The sequence below is a fragment of the Mesorhizobium sp. M0088 genome, from assembly GCF_040322895.1.
Lineage (GTDB): Bacteria > Pseudomonadota > Alphaproteobacteria > Rhizobiales > Rhizobiaceae > Mesorhizobium.
On the sequence record NZ_JAMYUI010000029.1, the window covers coordinates 12347 to 30093 of the forward strand.

Genomic DNA, 17747 nt, shown 5'->3' on the forward strand with positions numbered 1-17747 from the left:
TCCAGTGCCTATCGCTCAGTCTGAAAATCCGGCCTCATCGGCCGTCATTCGCCCTCGCCGCCCCCGCGCGTCTTGACGCGGCCCCGAACTCGGCCGCACAATCCCTGTTGCAGGCGAAGGGAGGCCAGTCGTCTGCGGGAGGATATACCCATGACGGAAGCGATCAGGCTCTACTGGGGCCGGTTCGGACATGTTTCTATCCTGAATGTCGCAAGCGACTTCGTCACCCATGCCCATGTCGAGGCCCATCTGATCATCTGGCTGGAAGGTACGGCCGGCGAAATGACCATCGGCCGCGAGACCGTCCGGCTTGGACCCGGAATGGCCGCCGGCATCAACTCCTTCCAGCCGCACAGCCATGTTCTGTCGCAAAACGGGACGCCCGGTCTGTTTCTCGCCTTCTACATCGATGCCGACTGGGCGCGGCGCCGCCGCGACCTGCCTTCGTCGGCGCCGCTGTTTTCACAAGCCGCGATCACGCTGGAACCGTGGCTGCATCAGGCCGCCGCCAATCTGCTCGACCACCTCAGCGACAATGAGAGCGTCGACGATATCGCCAACTACGAGATCGAGCGTTTCATCGATAGCGTGCTCGACGCCGCCGACGCCTCGGCGCCGCAGGAGGCCCGTGTCCGCATCAACACCATGCAGGATTTTCGTGTCCGCAAGGCAATCCAGCTGATGAAGGCCAATGTCTGCGAGCGCATCTGCTTCGACGACGTGGCGCGCAGCGTCGGCCTGTCGCGGCCGCATTTCTTCGCTTTGTTCAAGGAACAGACCAATCTGACGCCCAATGTCTACTGGAACACGCTGCGCATGGAGGAAGCGGTGCGGCAGCTGCAATGGTCGCGGGAGCCGCTGATCTCGGTCGCCTGCAATCTCGGCTTCACCACGCAGGGCAATTTCTCGCGTTTTTTCCGCGACCATGTCGGCGTGCCGCCGACGCTCTACCGCGAGGCCGCGCGGGCGATTGCCTGAGCCTGTCCTCGTTTAGTCAAGGTCGACTGTTTTTCAGACTCCTTGATACACGCTCAAGACGCATTGATAAGCGCCGCTGAAATGGCCGCCCTACCCTTGCACCGGATCGCTTTTGCAAGGGAACATTTGAATGGCCAAAGTCACCATCTCCAGCGTCATCGACGCGCCGGTCGAAAAGGTCTGGGCGCGCATACGCGACTTCAACGGGCTGCCGGGCTGGCATCCGCGCATGGTGGAAAGCCACATTGAAGACGGCAAGGATGCCACCACGATCGGCTGCGTGCGCAATTTCCAGCTCGCCAGCGGCGCCCGCCTGCGCGAAAAGCTGCTCGACTTCTCCGATCAGAATTTCCTGGTCAGCTACTCCATCCTCGAGACGCCGCAACCGCTGACCAATCACAAGGCGACCCTGCTGCTGCGGCGTGTGACCGATGGCGACCGCACCTACGCCGAATGGACCGCCAGCTTCGACGCCGCGCCCGAGGAGGCAGACAAGCTGGCCGAGGGCATGGGCGCGAATGTCTTTCAGGGCGGCTTCAACGCCCTGAAAAGCCATTTCGCCGGCCAGAGCTGACAGGAGCCAAACCATGGCGCTGGCACTGCAGACCTTTGCAACGGTGAAAGACGCGAACGCGGCACTGAAAGCCCAGGGCACACGCTATCTCGGCGGCGGCACGCTGGTCGTCCGCGCGGCCAATGAAGGCGATGTTTCGGTTTCCGGCCTTGTCAGGTCGACCGAGCCGTCTTTGTCCACCATCGCTGTTGCCGGCGGCAAAGTCCGCATCGGCGCTTCGGTGACGATGGCGGCGATCGCCAGTCATCCGGAGCTTGGCACGCTCGCCAAGGCCGCTCGCGCCGTCGGCGGCCCGGCCATCCGCAACATGGCGACCATCGGCGGCAATCTTTTTGCCCCGGCCCCCTATGGCGATTTCGCCGTTGCCCTGCTGGCGCTCGATGCGACGGTCGGCACCGATGACGGGCAAACGCCGATCGAGACTTTTCTGGCCAATCGGGACGGCAGCCGCGCCGTCGTCACTTCCGTAAGCTTCACGCTTCCGAAGACCGACAGTTTCCGCTTCCTGAAAGTGTCGAGGGTCAAGCCCAAGGGCGTCTCTGTGCTCAGCATAGCCGCTGTTCTGGAACTGTCGTCGGATGGCACCGTGACCTCGGCGCGGATCGCGCTCGGCTGCATGGCGGATCGGCCAATGCGCGCCAGGGCGGCGGAAAAAGCGCTGATCGGCCGAACGCTGACCGCTGACGGCATCGCGCCGGCCTTGGCCGCGGCCGGCGATGGCATCTCGCCGATCACCGACCCGATCGCCAGCGCCTGGTATCGCGCCGAAGTCCTGCCGGTTCATCTCGGCCGGTTGCTGCTCGCATAATATTTCGTTCGGGGCGCGCGTCTGTCCGCTGGTTCGGGCAGGCGCGCTGGGAGGAAAACATGGCAAAGGTTCCGGTTCAATTCACGCTCAATGGCTCGGAAAAGGCCGAATTCATCGACAGCGGCACGACGCTGCTGCACGCTCTGCGCGACAAGATCGGCGACACCTCGCCGAAAGGCGGCTGCCATCAAGGCACCTGCGGCGCCTGTTCGGTCATCATCGACGGTGAACTCAGGCTCTCCTGCCTGACGCTTGCCGAGACCTGCAATGGGGCGGCCATCAGCACGACTTCAGGGCTTTCGGAAAGCGGCGTGCTGCACCCGCTGCAGCGCGCCTTCCTCGACACCTTCGCCACGCAATGCGGCTTCTGCACGCCGGGCATGATCATGGCGGCCAAGGTGCTGCTCGATCATACGCCCAACCCCAGCCGCGACGAGGTGGTCGAGGCGCTATCGGGCAACATCTGCCGTTGCACCGGCTACGAACCGATCATCAAGGCGGTGCTGACTGCCGCCCGCGCCAATTCGCAGAACGCGGCCTGAGGGGTCCAAAAGAATGGAACTGCGCAAGAACTACTTCGCCGATGTCCGCAAAGATGATCTGCACGAGATCGGCCAACCTCGGCCGCGCTCCGATTCACCCGGCCATGTCACAGGCAAGACCGCCTTTTTCGCCGACCGCAATTTCCCCGGCATGCTGCACCTGAAGATGGTGCGCAGCCCGCATCACCATGCCCGCATCCGCTCGATCGACACGTCGGAAGCGGAAAAGCATCCGGGTGTGGTGAAAATTCTGACCGCCAAAGACGTGCCGCACAATGTCTACACCATCCTGATCCTGATCCAGGTCGGGCCGGAGGACGAAACGGTGCTTGCCGACGGCAAGGTGCGCTGGAAGGGCGAGGCCGTGGTGGCGGTGCTGGCCGAAACCGAGCGCGCCGCGCAAGAGGCGGCAGCCAAGGTCAAGGTCGACTATGAGGTGCTGCCGGCCGTCTTCGATATGGAAGAGGCGCTGAAGCCTGGCGCGCCGCTGGTCAACGAATATCACGGCCAGAATTATTATCTCTACGACAGCGGCGAGTGCCGCAAGGTGCGCTTCGGCGACGTCGAGGCGGGCTTCGCCGGCGCCGACCACATATTGGAGGAGAGCTACCAGTCCTCGCCAATCGAACATGCGCCGACCGAGACCACCGGCTGCGTGGTGGCACCCGAGGGCAATGACCGCTTCACCTGCTACACCAACACGCAGGCGATGTTCTTCACGCTCGACAACACCTCGATCATCCTGCAGATGCCGGGCAGCAAACTGCATTTCGTCGGCGGCACCGTCGGCGGCGGTTTTGGCGGCAAGGTCGACGTCATCGTCGAGCCGATCGCCATCCTCGGCGCAAAATTAACAGGACGACCAGTCTGTTTTATCTACAGCCGCGAGGAGGAGATGCAGATCTCGTCGCCACGCGCCGCTGAAAAGGTCGTCATCAAGGACGGCGTCATGAAGGACGGCCGCATCGTCGCGCGCAAGGTCACTGGCTACACCGATGCCGGCGCCTATTCGCGCCACTCGCCCTATGGCGCGCAGAAGGGCGCGGGGCACTATCCCGGCCCCTACACCATCCCGAACGTCTGGATCGACACCTACTGCGTCTACACCAACCGCACGCCCTCCTCCGCCATGCGCGGCTTCGGCGTCACCATCGGCGACTTCGCGCTGGAGGTGCAGATGGATAAGCTGGCGCGCCTGATCGGCATGGATCCGCTCGAATTCCGCTTCATCAACGCCTATCGCGACGGCGACATGAAGGCGCACCGCCAGCCGACCGAGGGCGCGGCGCTGATCGAGTGCATGCAGGAAGCCTCGCGCGCCGCCAACTGGCCGGTAGCGGAAAAGTACATGGCGATGTCGTCCTACGTGAAGGGAGCTTGAGATGGCGATCAGGCGCGGACGCGGCGTCGCCGCCATCAACTATCCCACAGGCATGAACCTCGGCGGCGACCCGACGCAGGCGCTGGTGCATTCGACGCCGACAGGCAATTTCATGGTGACGCTGTCATCGGTCGATCTCGGCCAGGGCATGAAGCAGATCATGGCGCAGATCTGCGCCGAGACGATCGGCGTGCCGACCGACCGTGTCGTCGTCGACACCGCCGACACCGACACCGGCCCGCACTGCATGGGCACCTTCGCGTCGCGCGGCACGCACCGCGCCGGCAACGCCGTTATCCAGGCGGCAAGGGAAGCACGCCAGGTGATGCTGGAAGTGGCGGCCGAGGAGCTGGAGGTCAACGCCTCCGACCTCGAGACCGATGGCCAGGGCAACATCCTGGTCAAGGGCGCACCGCAAAAGTCGATCTCGATCTTCGATGTCGCGCTGTCGGCACATTTCAAGCGCGGCCGCTCGATCTCGGGCCGCGGCATGTTCCTGATCCCGCGCTCCTATCCCGAGAAAGAAACCGGCGCGATGAAGCCATCGACCTGTTATGCCCATGCCTGCACGGTGGCCGAGGTCGAGGTCGACGACGAAACCGGCGAGGTCACCGTGCTGACGGTGAAGAACGTCTTCGAGATCGGCCGCGCGCTGAACCCGAAAATGGTCGAACAGCAGCTGGTCGGCGGCTCGTGGATGGGCATCAGCCATGCGCTCTACGAGACGACCGAGCCCTATTATCCCAACCGCGATCATGGCGGCACCGACTTCAACCAGTATCTGATGCCGGGTCCCGGCGACCTCGCCGAGACCGAGATCATCGTGCTGGAGCGGCCATCGGCGGACGGACCATACGGCGCCAAAGGGCCGGGCGAAATGTGCGCCAACCCACAGATCCCGGCGGTCGCCAATGCCGTCTTCGACGCCGTCGGCGTGCGCATCGACACGCTGCCGATCACGCCGGAGCGCATCCTGCGCGCGCTGAAAGCGCAAGCGGCAAACTGAGGCTGGAATGACCGGGACAAGCGCCGAGACATCAGCGACCTCGCCGGAGGCGGTGGCGCAGCATCTGGCCGCCTCGCGCTATCTGGCCGATGAAAGCCTTTCGACCGCCATCTTCCTGGCAATCCGGCTGGGCAAGCCGCTGCTGCTCGAAGGCGCGCCGGGCGTCGGCAAGACGGAAGCGGCCAAAGCGATCGCCGAGCTGCTCGGCCGCGATCTGGTGCGGCTGCAATGTTATGAAGGCATCGACGCCGCGCACGCGCTCTACGAATGGAACTACCAGCGCCAACTGCTTGCCATCCGCCATGCCGGCGAGCATGAGATCGACATCTACGACGACCGTTTCCTGATCGCACGACCGCTGCTGCAGGTGCTGAAGGCGCCCGAGCAGCGCGTGCTGCTGGTCGACGAGATCGATCGTTCCGACCACGAATTTGAAGCGCTGCTTTTGGAATTCCTGTCCGATTTCCAGATCAGCATTCCCGAGCGCGGCACCATCCGCGCCACGGCGCAGCCGATCGTCATCCTGACCTCGAACCGCACCCGCGAGCTCGCCGAAGCGCTGCGCCGCCGATGCGTCTATCATTGGATCGGCTATCCCGGCGCCGAGCGCGAGGCCGCCATCATCATGCTGCGCGCCGGCAATGTGGCTGAAGCAACGGCGCGCGCCGTGGCGACAGCCGTGCAGACCATTCGCGCCCGGCCGCTGGCCAAGCCGCCCGGCATCGCCGAGGCCGTCGAATGGGCCAACGCGGCGACCATCCTGGAGAAAGGCGGCAGCCCGTGGCCTGAAGCCTTTCGCCGCGCCATCGGCGTGCTGATCAAGGACGAGGAAGACCTTTCCCACATCGCACCGGAGCTTGGCCGGATCGTCGAGGAGGCGCTGGCGTGACGCGGGAGGTCATTTTGCAATGCTGGCGGGAGAGCGCCCCCCTCTGCCCTGCCGGGCATCTCCCCCTCAAGGGGGGAGATCGGATGTCATCCCCGCTTTCGCTAATCGCTCACGTCGCCGAACAGAGCGAAGCGTCGAACCTGCCAATCTCCCCCCTTGAGGGGGAGATGTCCGGCAGGACAGAGGGGGGCGCCACGCAATGATGCGGGAAACAAGCTTGCCTCGCGCCGCTGCGCCCTTCCTCAGCTTCGGCCGCTTGCTGCGCCGCTATGGTTTCGCCATCGCCCCCGAGCAGGTCTCCGGCTTCATGCAGGCGGTGACCCTGCTCGGCCCGCGCTCGATGGCCGACATCCGCGAGGCGGCCCTTGCCACGCTGGCGCCGCCGCCCGACCGCCGCGACGAATTCGAGGCGCATTTCCAGAGCCATTTTTATGGCAATACGTCCGCCGTGGTCGAAGGCGACGCCGACGAGGAAACTCGCATCAAGGATGATGGTGGCGCCGACGACGAACGGCTCGAGGCCGAACAAAGCCAAGAGGGCGGCGACCTCTCTTCGGCCCTGGAGCAGTTGAGTGCCCGCGACTTCCAGCGCGACGATGACAGGCTGACCGCCTTTCGTCGCAAACTCTCGACCGCCTTACCAGCCCGGCGCTCCTTCCGCACCGTACGCACCCACTCGCGCGGCAAGCTCGATTTGCGCCGGTCGCTGAGGGAAATAGTCAGCGCCGATGGCGACATCCCCTCGCCGCTGCTGCGCCGCCGCCAGACCGTACCGCGCAAGCTGCTGCTGCTGATCGACGTTTCCGGCTCGATGAAGCTGCACACAGCGGACTATCTCAAGCTGGCGCATGCCGCCGTGCAAGGCGCGGACCGCGCCGAAATCTTCACCTTCGGCACAAGGCTCACGCGCATCACCTCGGCACTGCGCATCCGCAACCGCGATCAGGCACTGGCGCGCGCGGCGGCCCAGGTCGACGACTGGGACGGCGGCACCCGCATGGGACCGACGCTGCTCGCCTTCCTCTCAGTGCCGCGCTTTTCGTCGTTTGCACGCGGTGCCACGGTCGTGATCCTGTCCGACGCCCTGGAGCGCGGCGATCATGGCGAGATGGAGACGGCGATGCGACGGCTGAGCGCCCGCGCTTTCCGGCTGTCGCTGGCCACACCGCTAGCCGGCGACCCGCGCTTCCGGCCGGCAACGGCTGCACTTCGCGCCATCCTGCCGGTGCTCGACGATCTGGTCGACGGCTCATCACTCGCCGGCCTCACCGATTTCATCCTGTCGCTCGCTCGCCCTGCTCCGGCGGCGGCGGCAATCTGGAAGAGGGTTTCATGATGCAGAAAACAATCGACGCGCATTTCCACATCTGGCGCCAAAAGGACCAGCCCTGGCTGGTCGGGCCGATGGTGCCGCGCATCTTCGGTCCCTACGAGCCGATCCGGCGCGACTACCCGATCGAGGAATTTCTCGAAGACCAGAGGGATTCAGGCGTCGAAAAGGCCGTCTATGTCCAGACCAACTGGGCCAAGGAGGATTTCGAGAAGGAAGTCGCCTTCCTGCAGAAGACATCCGACGAAACCGGCTGGCCGCATGCCATCGTCGGCTATACCGACATGACCGTCGACGATATCAGGCCGCAGATCGATCGCTTGATGAAATACAAGCTGCTGCGCGGCGTGCGCATGCAACTGCACTGGCACGAGACCCCGGCCTTCCGCTTCGCCGCCTCCGCCGACCAGGTGATCGACCCCAAGGTGCGCGCCAATGTGGCGCGGCTCAAGGACTATGGCCTCTCCTTCGACCTGCAGCTCTTCCCGGCCCAGATGAAGGACGGCCTGACGCTGGTCGGCGAAAACCCGGAGACGAATTTCATCCTCACCCATGCCGGTATGCTGACCGGCATGGAGCCGGAAACCACCGAAGCCTGGAAGGCAGGCCTGCGCACGCTTGCAGCCGCCCCCAACTTCTACGCCAAGCTCTCCGGCCTCGGCACCTTCGTCCACCGCAACGACCCGGCTCTGATCGCCTATATCGTCGACAATGCGATCGACATATTGGGCGCCGACCATTTGATGTTCGGCTCGAACTTCCCGATCGAAAAACTGTGGACCAGCCACGCCGAGCTGATCAAGGCGCACCGCGACGCGGTGGCGAAGCATGGTTCGGTAGCGGAAGCGGATATCTTCTGGAACACGGCGGAGAAGGTTTACCGGCCGGTGTGAGGCCTCACTTCACCTCGAACTGCGGGTCAACCGGAATCTGCATCGCCGTCACCAGATGGTTGGTCTGGCCGGCGAGCCCGATGATCGACACCAGCTCGCCATGCTGCGCATCGGTCATGCCCTTGGCTCGCGCTGCCGCCGTGTGCGAGTGGACGCAGTAGGAGCAGCCATTGGCGGTCGACACGGCAATGTAGATCATCTCCTTGGTCAGCGGATCGATGGCGCTGGCGGCCACCATCACCACCTTCAACTGCTCCCAGATCCGCTTCAGCGCCGGAGGATCATTGGCCAGCCCGCGCCAGAAATTGTTGACGAAATCAGATTTGCGCGTCGCGCGGATGTCGTCGAACACGGCTTTCACGGCCGGGATTTTCTCGACCTCGGCATCGCTGAGGAGTCTTGTGGTGGCCATGGCGTTCCCTTTCGTTTGAATTGAATCAAGTGTTGAGCAATTACGGCCAACCACCTTGGATGAATCGGTTTTCAGCCCCTCACCTTCGTCATCCTAGGGCGAAGCAGGAGCGAAGCTCCGTCGCGGAGACCCTAGGATCCATTCCGTGACGTCTCTCGAAGTGTGCGGCGGAGCAGAATCCTGCGCCGCAGCGACGCATGGAAGTCGCGGCATGGATCCTCGGGTCTGCGCCGCGTCGCTACGCTCCTTGCTTCGCCCGTGGATGACGAAGGGATGGACGTCCCGGCCAATTATCGACGTACGCACCGCCCGGAAACCTAATGCACGGCCGCGTACATGATCTTCTCCTCCGTCGCCTCGGCCGGCGAAAACTCCTCGACGATGCGGCCCTGGCGGCAGACCAGGATGCGGTCGGACAGGTTCATGATCTCCGGCAGGTAGGACGAGATGACGACAACGGCCAGGCCCTCGTCGGACAGCCGGTTGATGATCTGATGGATCTCGGCGATCGCGCCGACATCGACGCCGCGCGTCGGCTCGTCGAAGATGACGATGCGCGGCTGCTGCACCAGCCCCTTGCCGATCACCACCTTCTGCTGGTTGCCGCCGGACAGTTCGACGACGCGCGCATTGTCGTTGATCGCCTTGATGTTCAACGTCTTCGTCCATTCGGCTGACAGCGCGCGCATTTCCTGCGCGTTGATTACCCAGGCCTTTTCGCGGCCCGCCGCCAGCAGCCCGCCGAACAGGTTCTCGGCAATGCCCATCGTCTCGAAGATGCCCTCGCTCTTGCGATCCTCGGTGACATAGACGATGCCGTCGGCCACCGCCTCGCTCGGCACGAGATAGCGCACCGGCCTGTCATCGAGCTCGATGGCGCCGCCGCGCAGAAAGTCGCGCTTGTAGATGCCGGAGACGATCTTGAAGGTTTCGGTGCGGCCGGAGCCAATCAGCCCGAACACACCGGTGATCTGGCCCTCGAAGATCGAGAAGGACGTGTTGCGCACGACATTGCTCATCGAGATGTCCTGCACCGACAGCACCTTCTTGCCCGCCTTGCGAAGCTTCGCTTCGTCGCGCTGCCGGTAGATCTGCCCCGACAGCGTGCGCCCGACCATTGCGGACACGATCCTGTCGCGGTCGAAAGCAGACGTGTCGTCGGTGATGACCAGCTCGCCGTCGCGCAGGATGGTGATGCGGTCGGCGATCATCAGCGCCTCTTCCAGCGCGTGGCTGATGAAGACGATGGAGACGCCGCTCGCCTTCAGCCGCCGGATCAGCGCGAAGAAGTGCCGCTTTTCTTCCGGCGTCAGCGTCGCCGTCGGCTCGTCGAAGATGATGATCTCGGCATTGTGGTGCACCGCGCGCGCGATCTCGACCATCTGCCGCTTGGCAGCACCCAGCGTCGCCACCATGGCGTTCGGGTCGACGGGAAAGTTCAGCGATTGCAGGAATTGCTGCGCCGAAATGTAGGTGCCGCGCAGCCGGTTGAGGAACTTTTCGGTGCCGAGATAGAGGTTCTGCGCCACAGTCATCGACGGCACCAGGCTCGTCTCCTGGAACACCATGGCGATGCCGGCTTCAAGCGCCGCGTGCGGCGAGGCGTAGGCGATCTCCTGCCCCTTGTGGAACATCTTGCCCGAGGTGGCGTCGACCACACCGGCGATGATCTTGGTCAGCGTCGATTTTCCCGCGCCGTTCTCGCCAAGCAGCGCGTGGATCTCGCCTTTGCGCAGGTCGAAGCTGACATTCTTCACAGCGGGCACGCCGCGGTAGTTCTTGGTGACATTCTCCAGACGGACAATCGGTTCCATCAGAAACCTCCCGTGGCGACGGAAAGGATGCAGTCGCCGCCCCTGGAGGCGATGAACAGAAGACCGTCCTTTTCCGCAACGCTGCAGATGCCATGGCGCGTGCCGTTGGCGCGGCTGTGCAGGCTGAATTGCGGCTGCATCTTCTGGTCGAGCCTGACCACCAGCCCGTAGGAGCGGCTCGGCGACCATGGCTTGTGGATGCCCATGGTGCGGATGCCGCCGCATTGCAGCGGCTCGAGGAAGCTGCGGCTGGAGGCCAGCGCTGGCGCGATCCAGTAGGCCGGCGGCACCTGGCTCAGCATGTCCTGACGGTAATGCGTTTCCTGTAGCACGAATTCAATCAGCCGGTTGCGCGGCGCAAACAGGGTCAGCCACGCCCCACCATCGGCGGAAGGTGACAGCCGCGCGGGATAGCCGGGCAGATGCGTCAGAACCGTCGAGCGGCTGCCCGTCGCGCCATCGAAACGCACCAACTGATGACGCCAGCTTTCGCTGACTAGCACATCGCTGCCGACTGGATGCAGGCCATAGGGAAAGGCAATCTCGCCGGCGACTTTGCGGAAATCACCGCCCGCGGCGTCTCGCTTCCACAGCGAACCGGAGGCACCCTTCTTCATCAGATCGGCGGCCCATTGCGACGGCGCGTGCTCGGCCGAGCCATTGGCCAGCCACAACGTGCCGTCATCCGCATAGGCAAGTGCGGTGATGCAGCTGAGGTCAGCCGGCAGCGAAACGTCGCTGCCGCCAATCAGCAGCTTTCCGCTTTCCAGCCCGACCGTCAGTTCACTGGATGGCGACAGCGCCAGCGCGGTGACGGCAGACGGAAAAGTCTCGACCACGACAGGTTCCGCTCCAGCCGCAATCGAATGGATGGCGTTGCCGCTGGAGGCCAGCAGCCTGTCACCGGCGACGAGCAGATTGTCTGGTTCCGTCATCTCGGCGAAAGCCGGCGCATCATCCAGCCGCGTATTGGGGCGAAAAGCGCCGTCGAGCGGCGGGATGGTGACCGCCTTGCCGCGAAACAGGCCAAGCACCGGATCGAGGATCATGGCTTTGCTCCCCAATAGGAAGCGGGACTGGTCCAGTTCGGGTCGGCGCCTGCGATCTTGTAGCGGCCGATGCGGTTGTTGAGGATGCCGCCGACGAACAGATATCCCTTGTGCTCGCGCATCGAGGTGACCATCGGGTGCGCGCCACCGGTGAGGTCGCCCATCGCCTCGACAATGCCGCCCTTCTCGTTGAACTTGACCACGCCGCCGGTGTTGATGTTGGGGAACAGCCATTCATCCTGCGGCAGCCGGCGCGTCATGCGCTTGCGCATGTCGGGATGGCGCAGCGACAGGTCGAAACTCGGCGTGCGCATGCCGAGCCACGCCATCCAGTAATTGCCATCGGAGGCGCGGTTGATGTTGTCGGGATAGCCCGGCATGTCGCGGATGACGCATTCGGCGGTGCCGGCTTTCGGTCCTTCCAGCCAGTAGCGATGCACGCGGCAGGCCCAGCTTTCGGCGAAGAACAGCGACTTGCCGTCATGCGCCATGCACACACCGTTGGTGTAGCGGTAGCCGTCGAGCAGCGTCTTCGTCGAGCCGTCCTTCGGGTCATAGACCAGCAGCCGGCCCGTGGCGCGGTTCTCGATCGAATCCAGCGCCCAGTCATGCGCGTCGTAGCGCTTGGTCGAGTCGGTGAAATAGATGCGCCCGTCGGGTGCGATGTCGCAGTCATTGGGATCGCGCAGCCGCGCATCGTCGACGATCGAGGTCCACGAACGCGACGTCTCCGCCGACAGGCGTTTAACCTCCCGATCCGGCGAGACCGAATAGAGCCCCATGGCGCCGACGCAGCTGATCAGATTGCCTGATTTGTCGAAGGCCAGCCCCAGGGGGAAACCGCCGATGTGAGCAAACACTTCGGATTTGACGTAGTCCGGCGCGAAGAAACGGACGATCTCGCCATGACGCGTGCCGCAATAGAGATTGTCGTCGCGGTCGAGAATGACGTCTTCAGGCCCTTCCAGCTCGCCAAGCCCGATATGCTCTGCGGCCGACAGCCGGTTGTCGAGTTCGTAGGGCGTTCCGGAGCCTGGTGCGGCCGACTGTGTCTCGCCCATCTTGAGATAGACCGGCGCAACATAGACCTCGTTCAGCACCTTGTGGCGATTCTTCAGCCAGCGGATGTCGATGGTCACCGCGACCGCCAGCATGATGCCCAACACCATCTGGTTGGTGCCGGTGCCATAGCCCAGCCGGATCAGCCCGTTGGTCATGGTCAGCACAATGATGGCGCCCATCAGCCCCTTGATCACCGAGCCGCGGCCGCCGCCCAGGCTGACGCCGCCGACCACCGCCGCCGTCAGCGCCATGATTTCCAGATTGAGGCCGGTGCCCGGCCCTGCCCCACTCAGCCGGCAAGCGATGAGGAAGCCGCCGATCGAGGCGCAGAAGCCGGAGAAGACGTAGGTCATGAACACGGTGCGGCGCACGCGGATGCCGGCATTGTGCGCCGAGCGCCTGGAGCCGCCGACCGCCAGCACGTGCCAGCCCGGCCGTGAACGGGTCAGCGCGATATGGGTGACGATGGCCAGGATGATCGCCAGCCACACCGAGACCGACAGCCCCCAGAAGGTGCCGTCGCCGATGAAATCCAGCACGTCCGAGGTGGCGCCGGAAAGTTGCACATCGGCGGCATAAGTGGTGACCAGGATGTCGAACAGCGCGCGGCCGAAGATGAAGGTGACCAGCGTGGTGAGAAAGGCGCGCAGCCTGAAATAGCCGACCAGATAGCCGTTGATCGCACCGAACAGCAATCCTGTGGCGATCGATGCGGCAAGCGCCAGCCACACGGACTGATCGAGGATGAAGAAGACATAGACCGCGGAAAAACAGGAGAGCGCGAAGATCGAACCGACCGACAGGTCGATGCCGCCGCCCAGCATGACCACCGTCATGCCGGTGACGATCAGCGAGAACTCGCCGAGCTGACGGGTCGAATCCTGCAGCGCCGTCAGCTTGAAGAAGCCCGGGATGAGCGAGCCGAAGGTTGCCAGCGTCGCCACCAGCGCCAGGAACGGAATGGCGTTGTCGGTCCAGCGCTTGGTCAGGATCTCGCCGACGACATGGTCGGGCACGAGATTGTAGCGCCAGGACTGGAGCCGTTCGCGAAAGGACATCAGGTCACTGCTGCAAGAGAAAAGACAGAGAGGTGGCCAGCAATCCGACCACCTCATCGATATCGATTGAAGAGGCTTGGCTTACTTCGCCGCCGCTTCGGCCTGCAGGGCCTTCAAGTCCCAGCAGCTATCGGGCTTCAGGTCAGCCTTGGTCGTCGCCTTCTCCAGCGTGTAGATGTAGGTGTGCGAGGTGCCGGCCGGCTGGCCGCTCTGCAGCAGGAACTTGATGATGGCGTTCATGTCGCCCGACTGGCGGGCAAGATCGGTCATCACCACAGCGCCATAGGTGCCGTCCTGCAGCTTGTCGCAATCGGCCGCCTTCTCGCCACCGCCCGTGGTGACCAGGAACACCTTGCCGTCGAGCTTGGCGTCGCGGATCGCGGCAGCCGCGCCGGTGGCATCGCCGTCCCAGAAATCGATGATGGCGCAGATGTCGGGATTCTGCTGCAGCATCGTCGTCGTCACGTTGCGCGAGGTGGTCGCGTCCCAGTTGGAATCCGGCTTGGCCACCACCTTGAAGTCGGGGTTCTTGTCCAGCACCTTCATGATGCCGGCATATTGGTAGAGGCTCGACGAATTGGCCTGGTCGCCTTGCACCAAACCGAGCTTCTTGGAGGAGTTCGGGCCGCAGCCCTTGATCGCCGCTTCGGCCTCGAGCTGGCCGAGCCGGTCCCAGTCGCTGCCGACAAAGGCGTCGGCCGGGAAATTGGCCGGATTGTCGACCAAAATCACATAGGTGCCGGCGGCTTGCGCCTTCTTCATCAGCTTGGCATAGGAATTGAGGTCCGGCGAATGGATGATCAGCACATCCGGCCTGGTGTCCGACGAGATCGCGTCGGTGATCGCTTGCGCGCCGGCGTCGACGACCCAGTTCGGATCGCGTGTCTCGAAGGTGCCGCCCCAGGCTTCGACTTCCTTCTTCAGGAAATGCGTCCAGCCCTGTGCCAGGTCGAAACCCATCGCCATCGGCACCAGCATGACGCGCTTGCCCTTGAGCGCCTGTGCGTAAGCCGCCGGGCCAGGATCGTCGGCGGCAAAGGTTGGCGCCACGAAGGCGGTAAGGGCAAGCGCCGTGGCCGCTGCCATGAGTGTTCTGATCAGTTTCATGTCACATCCTCTGGTTTGGTTTTGTTATCAGCGGCCGGCCCCAACCGTCCGCCGCAGTTCAGGTACTCTCTTGTTTGAGCATGATCTTTTCCGAAAACCGGTTTCCACTTTTCGGGATCATGCTCTAGATGTCGCCCTGCTGGGCGGTCTGTTCGTCACGTGGGTTGATGATGCCGTCGACGATGATGGCGCCGAGCAGGATCGCGGCCTTGATCAGGTTCTGGTAGAGCAGCGGGATGTCGATGATGGTCATGGCGTTGAGCAGGATGCCGATCAGTGCCGCCCCCACCAGCACGTTGCGCACCCCGCCCCGCCCGCCCGAAAGGCCGATGCCGCCGATCACGGCGACCAGCACGATGTCGTAGAGCAGCGTCGAATTGACGACGCGGGTGTTGATCGAATGCAGGCTCGCCGCCGTCAGCAGGCCGGCGACCAGTGCGACGAAAGCGGAAAGCACATAGCGCAGCACCAGCATCGGCCGCACCGGAATGCCGATGTTGCGGGCGGCAACCGGATTGTCGCCGGCGAAGTAGATGTAGCGGCCCCATTTGGTGTAGCGCAGGAACAGGAAGAAGAGGAAGGCGAGGCCGGCAAAGACGAACACCTCGACCGGAATATCGAGGAAGCGCAGGCCGCCGAGCAGCTCGACCCAGTGGCCCTGCGGCACCGGCACCGCATCCTGCGTGATCAGCTGCGAGCGCACATAGCCGAAGACGAAGGAGCCTGTCGCCAGCGTCACGAAGATCGCGGGCACATCGGCATAGGCGACGAGAAAGCCGTTGAGCAGGCCGATGGCCAGCACACCGGCCAGCACATAGGCGAAGGCCAGCCCGTCCGGCGTTCCCGAATTCAGAAGTTGCAGATACCAGGCGACAGACATCGCCATGATCGCCACGGCGGAGAGGTCGATGCCGCGTCCGATGATGACGACGGCCATGCCGAGCGCAAGGATGCCCAGCACCGACACCGAGCGGACGATGGCGACGAGATTGTTGGGGTCGATGAAACCTGGCAGGCCTATGGCCGCTGCAACGAACAGCACCACCGCTATGGCAAAGACAATGCCTTCCTGATTCAGGCTCCTGAAATTCGGCCAGCCGATCGTGTTCATGTCTGCGTTTGCCCCGATGGCAGCGCTGCCATCCCTGGGAAGAACGCTAATCGGCCCAACGCCGGTTCGTCAAATGAATCCGCGCTCGGAACCCCGGCCGGCAACGATATTTGCCAAATGGACGCATCGATTGCCGAAGCTGGCGCAATGCTCGGAAAACTCTGCACTTTTGGCAATTGCTTGCGCCATAGCCGCCACTCGCGAAAAGGCTGCACCAAGGCGAAAGGACAAGACGGAATTTATCTCCGCATCAGGCGGAAAAATCGATCTCAATTTCCCGGCGAGTGGCCGGAAACCTCCGCGCCCGCACCTGGCGGCAGCACGAGAAAACGCAACGCCGCCACCAGCCCGATGGCGCCGATCGCCAGGAAGGCTACTCGAAAATCCACAAGATCGAGGGCCGGCCGGTCCCTGGCGATCTGCGACAAATTGAGGATCGCCGCCGCCACCGCGACGCCGAACAGCATCGCCACCTGCTGCAGCATCGAGGACAGCGTCGCCGCCGAGCTTCGTTGCGCCGCATCGATGTCGGCGAAGGCCAGTGTGTTGAGCGCGGTGAACTGCATCGAGCGCGACAGGCCGGCGCTCAGCATCAGCGCCACCACCAGCACCTGTGGCGTCTGCGGCGAGATCGCAGCACATGCCATGATCGCCGCCGAAGCGATCAGGCCGTTGACGACCAGCACCGACCGGAAGCCGAAACGGCGCAGCGTTGGTGTCGTCACCGTCTTCATGCCGAGATTGCCGAGGAAATAGGCCAGGATCATCAAGCCGGCATCGACGGACGAGAGGCCAAAGCCGACCTGGAACAGCAGCGGCAACAGGAATGGCGTGGCGTTGATCGCCACCCGGAAAATGGTGCCGGCGGCAAGCGTCGAGATGGCGAAGGTCAGCACCTTGAACGAGGAGAGATCGAGCAGCGGATGCGGCGCGCGCCTGAGATGCCGCACCGCCAGCCAGCCGATGACGATGCCGGCTACGACCAGCAGCACCGTCGGTAAAACGCCGTCCTCCGGATGAGCAATGCGTTCAAGGCCATAGAGAAGCAAGGCAAGCCCCGCCGATGTCAGGAAAAAACCCGGCCAGTCGAGCGGCTTGGGGTCGGCTTCGCGATCGCCCGGAATGAAGCGGGCGACCAGCACCAACCCGACCACGCCAAGCGGGATGTTGATGAAGAAATTCCAGTGCCAGGACAGATAGGTGGTGATGAAGCCGCCGAGCACCGGCCCGATCACCGGCGCAAACAGCGCCGGCCAGGTGATCAGTGCCGTGGCGTTCAGCAGCTCCGACTTCGACGCATTACGCAGTACCAGGATGCGCCCGACCGGCGTCATCAGCGCGCTGCCGAGCCCTTGCACGACACGTGCGGCGACGAACTGGGTCAGGTTTTGCGAGACGCCGCAGGCAAGCGAGGCCAGGGTGAACAGGACGATCGCCAGCAGGAAGATGTTGCGTGCGCCGAACCGGTCGGCGAGCCAGCCCGACAGCGGCACGAATACGGCCATGGTCAGCATGTAGACGGTGATGCCGATGCTGATCGCCACCGCCGACACGCCGAAGGAAGCCCCCATCTGCGGCAGCGAGGTCGAGATGATCGTCGAATCCAGAAACTGCATGAAGAAAGCGATGGCGACAATCAGCGCCACGCGCCGCGCATTGGTGGCCGTTTCGGGTAAGGTTGCGGTCTCGGGAACGGCTGTCATGACGGAACCGGTTTGAACAGCATCTCACCG

16 protein-coding genes are annotated in these 17747 nt (G+C 63.7%); 9 read left to right on the forward strand and 7 right to left on the reverse strand.

The window, feature by feature from the left end; genetic code table 11:
- Positions 1–150: 150 nt before the first annotated feature.
- From NKJ67_RS28675 to NKJ67_RS28715, 9 genes are all read left to right on the forward strand, one after another.
- Entirely contained in the window at positions 151–978 is an 828-nt protein-coding gene (locus NKJ67_RS28675) for an AraC family transcriptional regulator (RefSeq protein WP_352584552.1), read from the forward strand.
- Between the two features lie 130 nt (positions 979–1108).
- The gene (locus NKJ67_RS28680) at positions 1109–1552 is read left to right on the forward strand and encodes an SRPBCC family protein (RefSeq protein WP_352584554.1); all 444 of its coding nucleotides are present in this window, start codon (positions 1109–1111) and stop codon (positions 1550–1552) included.
- A 13-nt stretch (positions 1553–1565) separates the two neighbouring features.
- On the forward strand, positions 1566–2360 hold the full coding sequence (locus tag NKJ67_RS28685) for an FAD binding domain-containing protein (RefSeq protein ID WP_352584556.1): 795 nt from the start codon (positions 1566–1568) through the stop codon (positions 2358–2360).
- A 59-nt stretch (positions 2361–2419) separates the two neighbouring features.
- Positions 2420–2902, forward strand: coding sequence for a (2Fe-2S)-binding protein (locus NKJ67_RS28690; RefSeq protein WP_127321789.1), 483 nt, complete (start codon positions 2420–2422; stop codon positions 2900–2902).
- A 13-nt stretch (positions 2903–2915) separates the two neighbouring features.
- Positions 2916–4283 (forward strand): xanthine dehydrogenase family protein molybdopterin-binding subunit, encoded by a 1368-nt coding sequence (locus NKJ67_RS28695; protein WP_127266795.1) that lies wholly within the window; start codon positions 2916–2918, stop codon positions 4281–4283.
- 1 nt (position 4284) lies between these two features.
- Entirely contained in the window at positions 4285–5289 is a 1005-nt protein-coding gene (locus NKJ67_RS28700) for a xanthine dehydrogenase family protein molybdopterin-binding subunit (RefSeq protein ID WP_023756899.1), read from the forward strand.
- 7 nt (positions 5290–5296) lie between these two features.
- A complete protein-coding gene (locus NKJ67_RS28705; protein ID WP_352584559.1) occupies positions 5297–6178 on the forward strand; it encodes an AAA family ATPase in 882 nt (293 codons plus the stop codon).
- A 199-nt stretch (positions 6179–6377) separates the two neighbouring features.
- A complete protein-coding gene (locus tag NKJ67_RS28710; protein WP_352584561.1) occupies positions 6378–7514 on the forward strand; it encodes a vWA domain-containing protein in 1137 nt (378 codons plus the stop codon).
- Positions 7514–8401 (forward strand): amidohydrolase family protein, encoded by an 888-nt coding sequence (locus NKJ67_RS28715; RefSeq protein WP_352584664.1) that lies wholly within the window; start codon positions 7514–7516, stop codon positions 8399–8401. Before NKJ67_RS28710 ends, NKJ67_RS28715 begins: the two co-directional genes overlap by 1 nt.
- 4 nt (positions 8402–8405) lie before the next feature.
- Here the strand turns inward: NKJ67_RS28715 and NKJ67_RS28720 are convergent, their stop codons facing one another.
- The 7 genes from NKJ67_RS28720 to NKJ67_RS28750 all read right to left on the reverse strand — a co-directional run bounded on the left by NKJ67_RS28720 (position 8406) and on the right by NKJ67_RS28750 (position 17717).
- On the reverse strand, positions 8406–8813 hold the full coding sequence (locus tag NKJ67_RS28720; protein ID WP_352584563.1) for a carboxymuconolactone decarboxylase family protein: 408 nt from the start codon (positions 8811–8813) through the stop codon (positions 8406–8408).
- Positions 8814–9130: 317 nt separating this feature from the next.
- Positions 9131–10627 carry a sugar ABC transporter ATP-binding protein gene (locus tag NKJ67_RS28725; protein ID WP_352584565.1) on the reverse strand — a complete coding sequence of 499 codons (1497 nt, stop codon included), beginning with the start codon at positions 10625–10627 and terminating at the stop codon, positions 9131–9133.
- Complete coding sequence (locus NKJ67_RS28730) at positions 10627–11676, reverse strand: NHL repeat-containing protein (protein WP_352584567.1); 1050 nt, start codon at positions 11674–11676, stop codon at positions 10627–10629. Before NKJ67_RS28730 ends, NKJ67_RS28725 begins: the two co-directional genes overlap by 1 nt.
- Positions 11673–13796, reverse strand: a complete 2124-nt coding sequence (locus tag NKJ67_RS28735; RefSeq protein ID WP_352584569.1) for an ABC transporter permease — start codon at positions 13794–13796, stop codon at positions 11673–11675. The genes NKJ67_RS28730 and NKJ67_RS28735 overlap by 4 nt, the downstream gene beginning before the upstream one ends.
- A gap of 81 nt (positions 13797–13877) precedes the next feature.
- Positions 13878–14903, reverse strand: coding sequence for a sugar ABC transporter substrate-binding protein (locus NKJ67_RS28740; RefSeq protein WP_352584571.1), 1026 nt, complete (start codon positions 14901–14903; stop codon positions 13878–13880).
- Positions 14904–15027: 124 nt separating this feature from the next.
- Complete coding sequence (locus NKJ67_RS28745) at positions 15028–16014, reverse strand: ABC transporter permease (protein WP_236382988.1); 987 nt, start codon at positions 16012–16014, stop codon at positions 15028–15030.
- Between the two features lie 269 nt (positions 16015–16283).
- A complete protein-coding gene (locus NKJ67_RS28750; RefSeq protein WP_352584574.1) occupies positions 16284–17717 on the reverse strand; it encodes a DHA2 family efflux MFS transporter permease subunit in 1434 nt (477 codons plus the stop codon).
- Positions 17718–17747 lie beyond the last annotated feature (30 nt).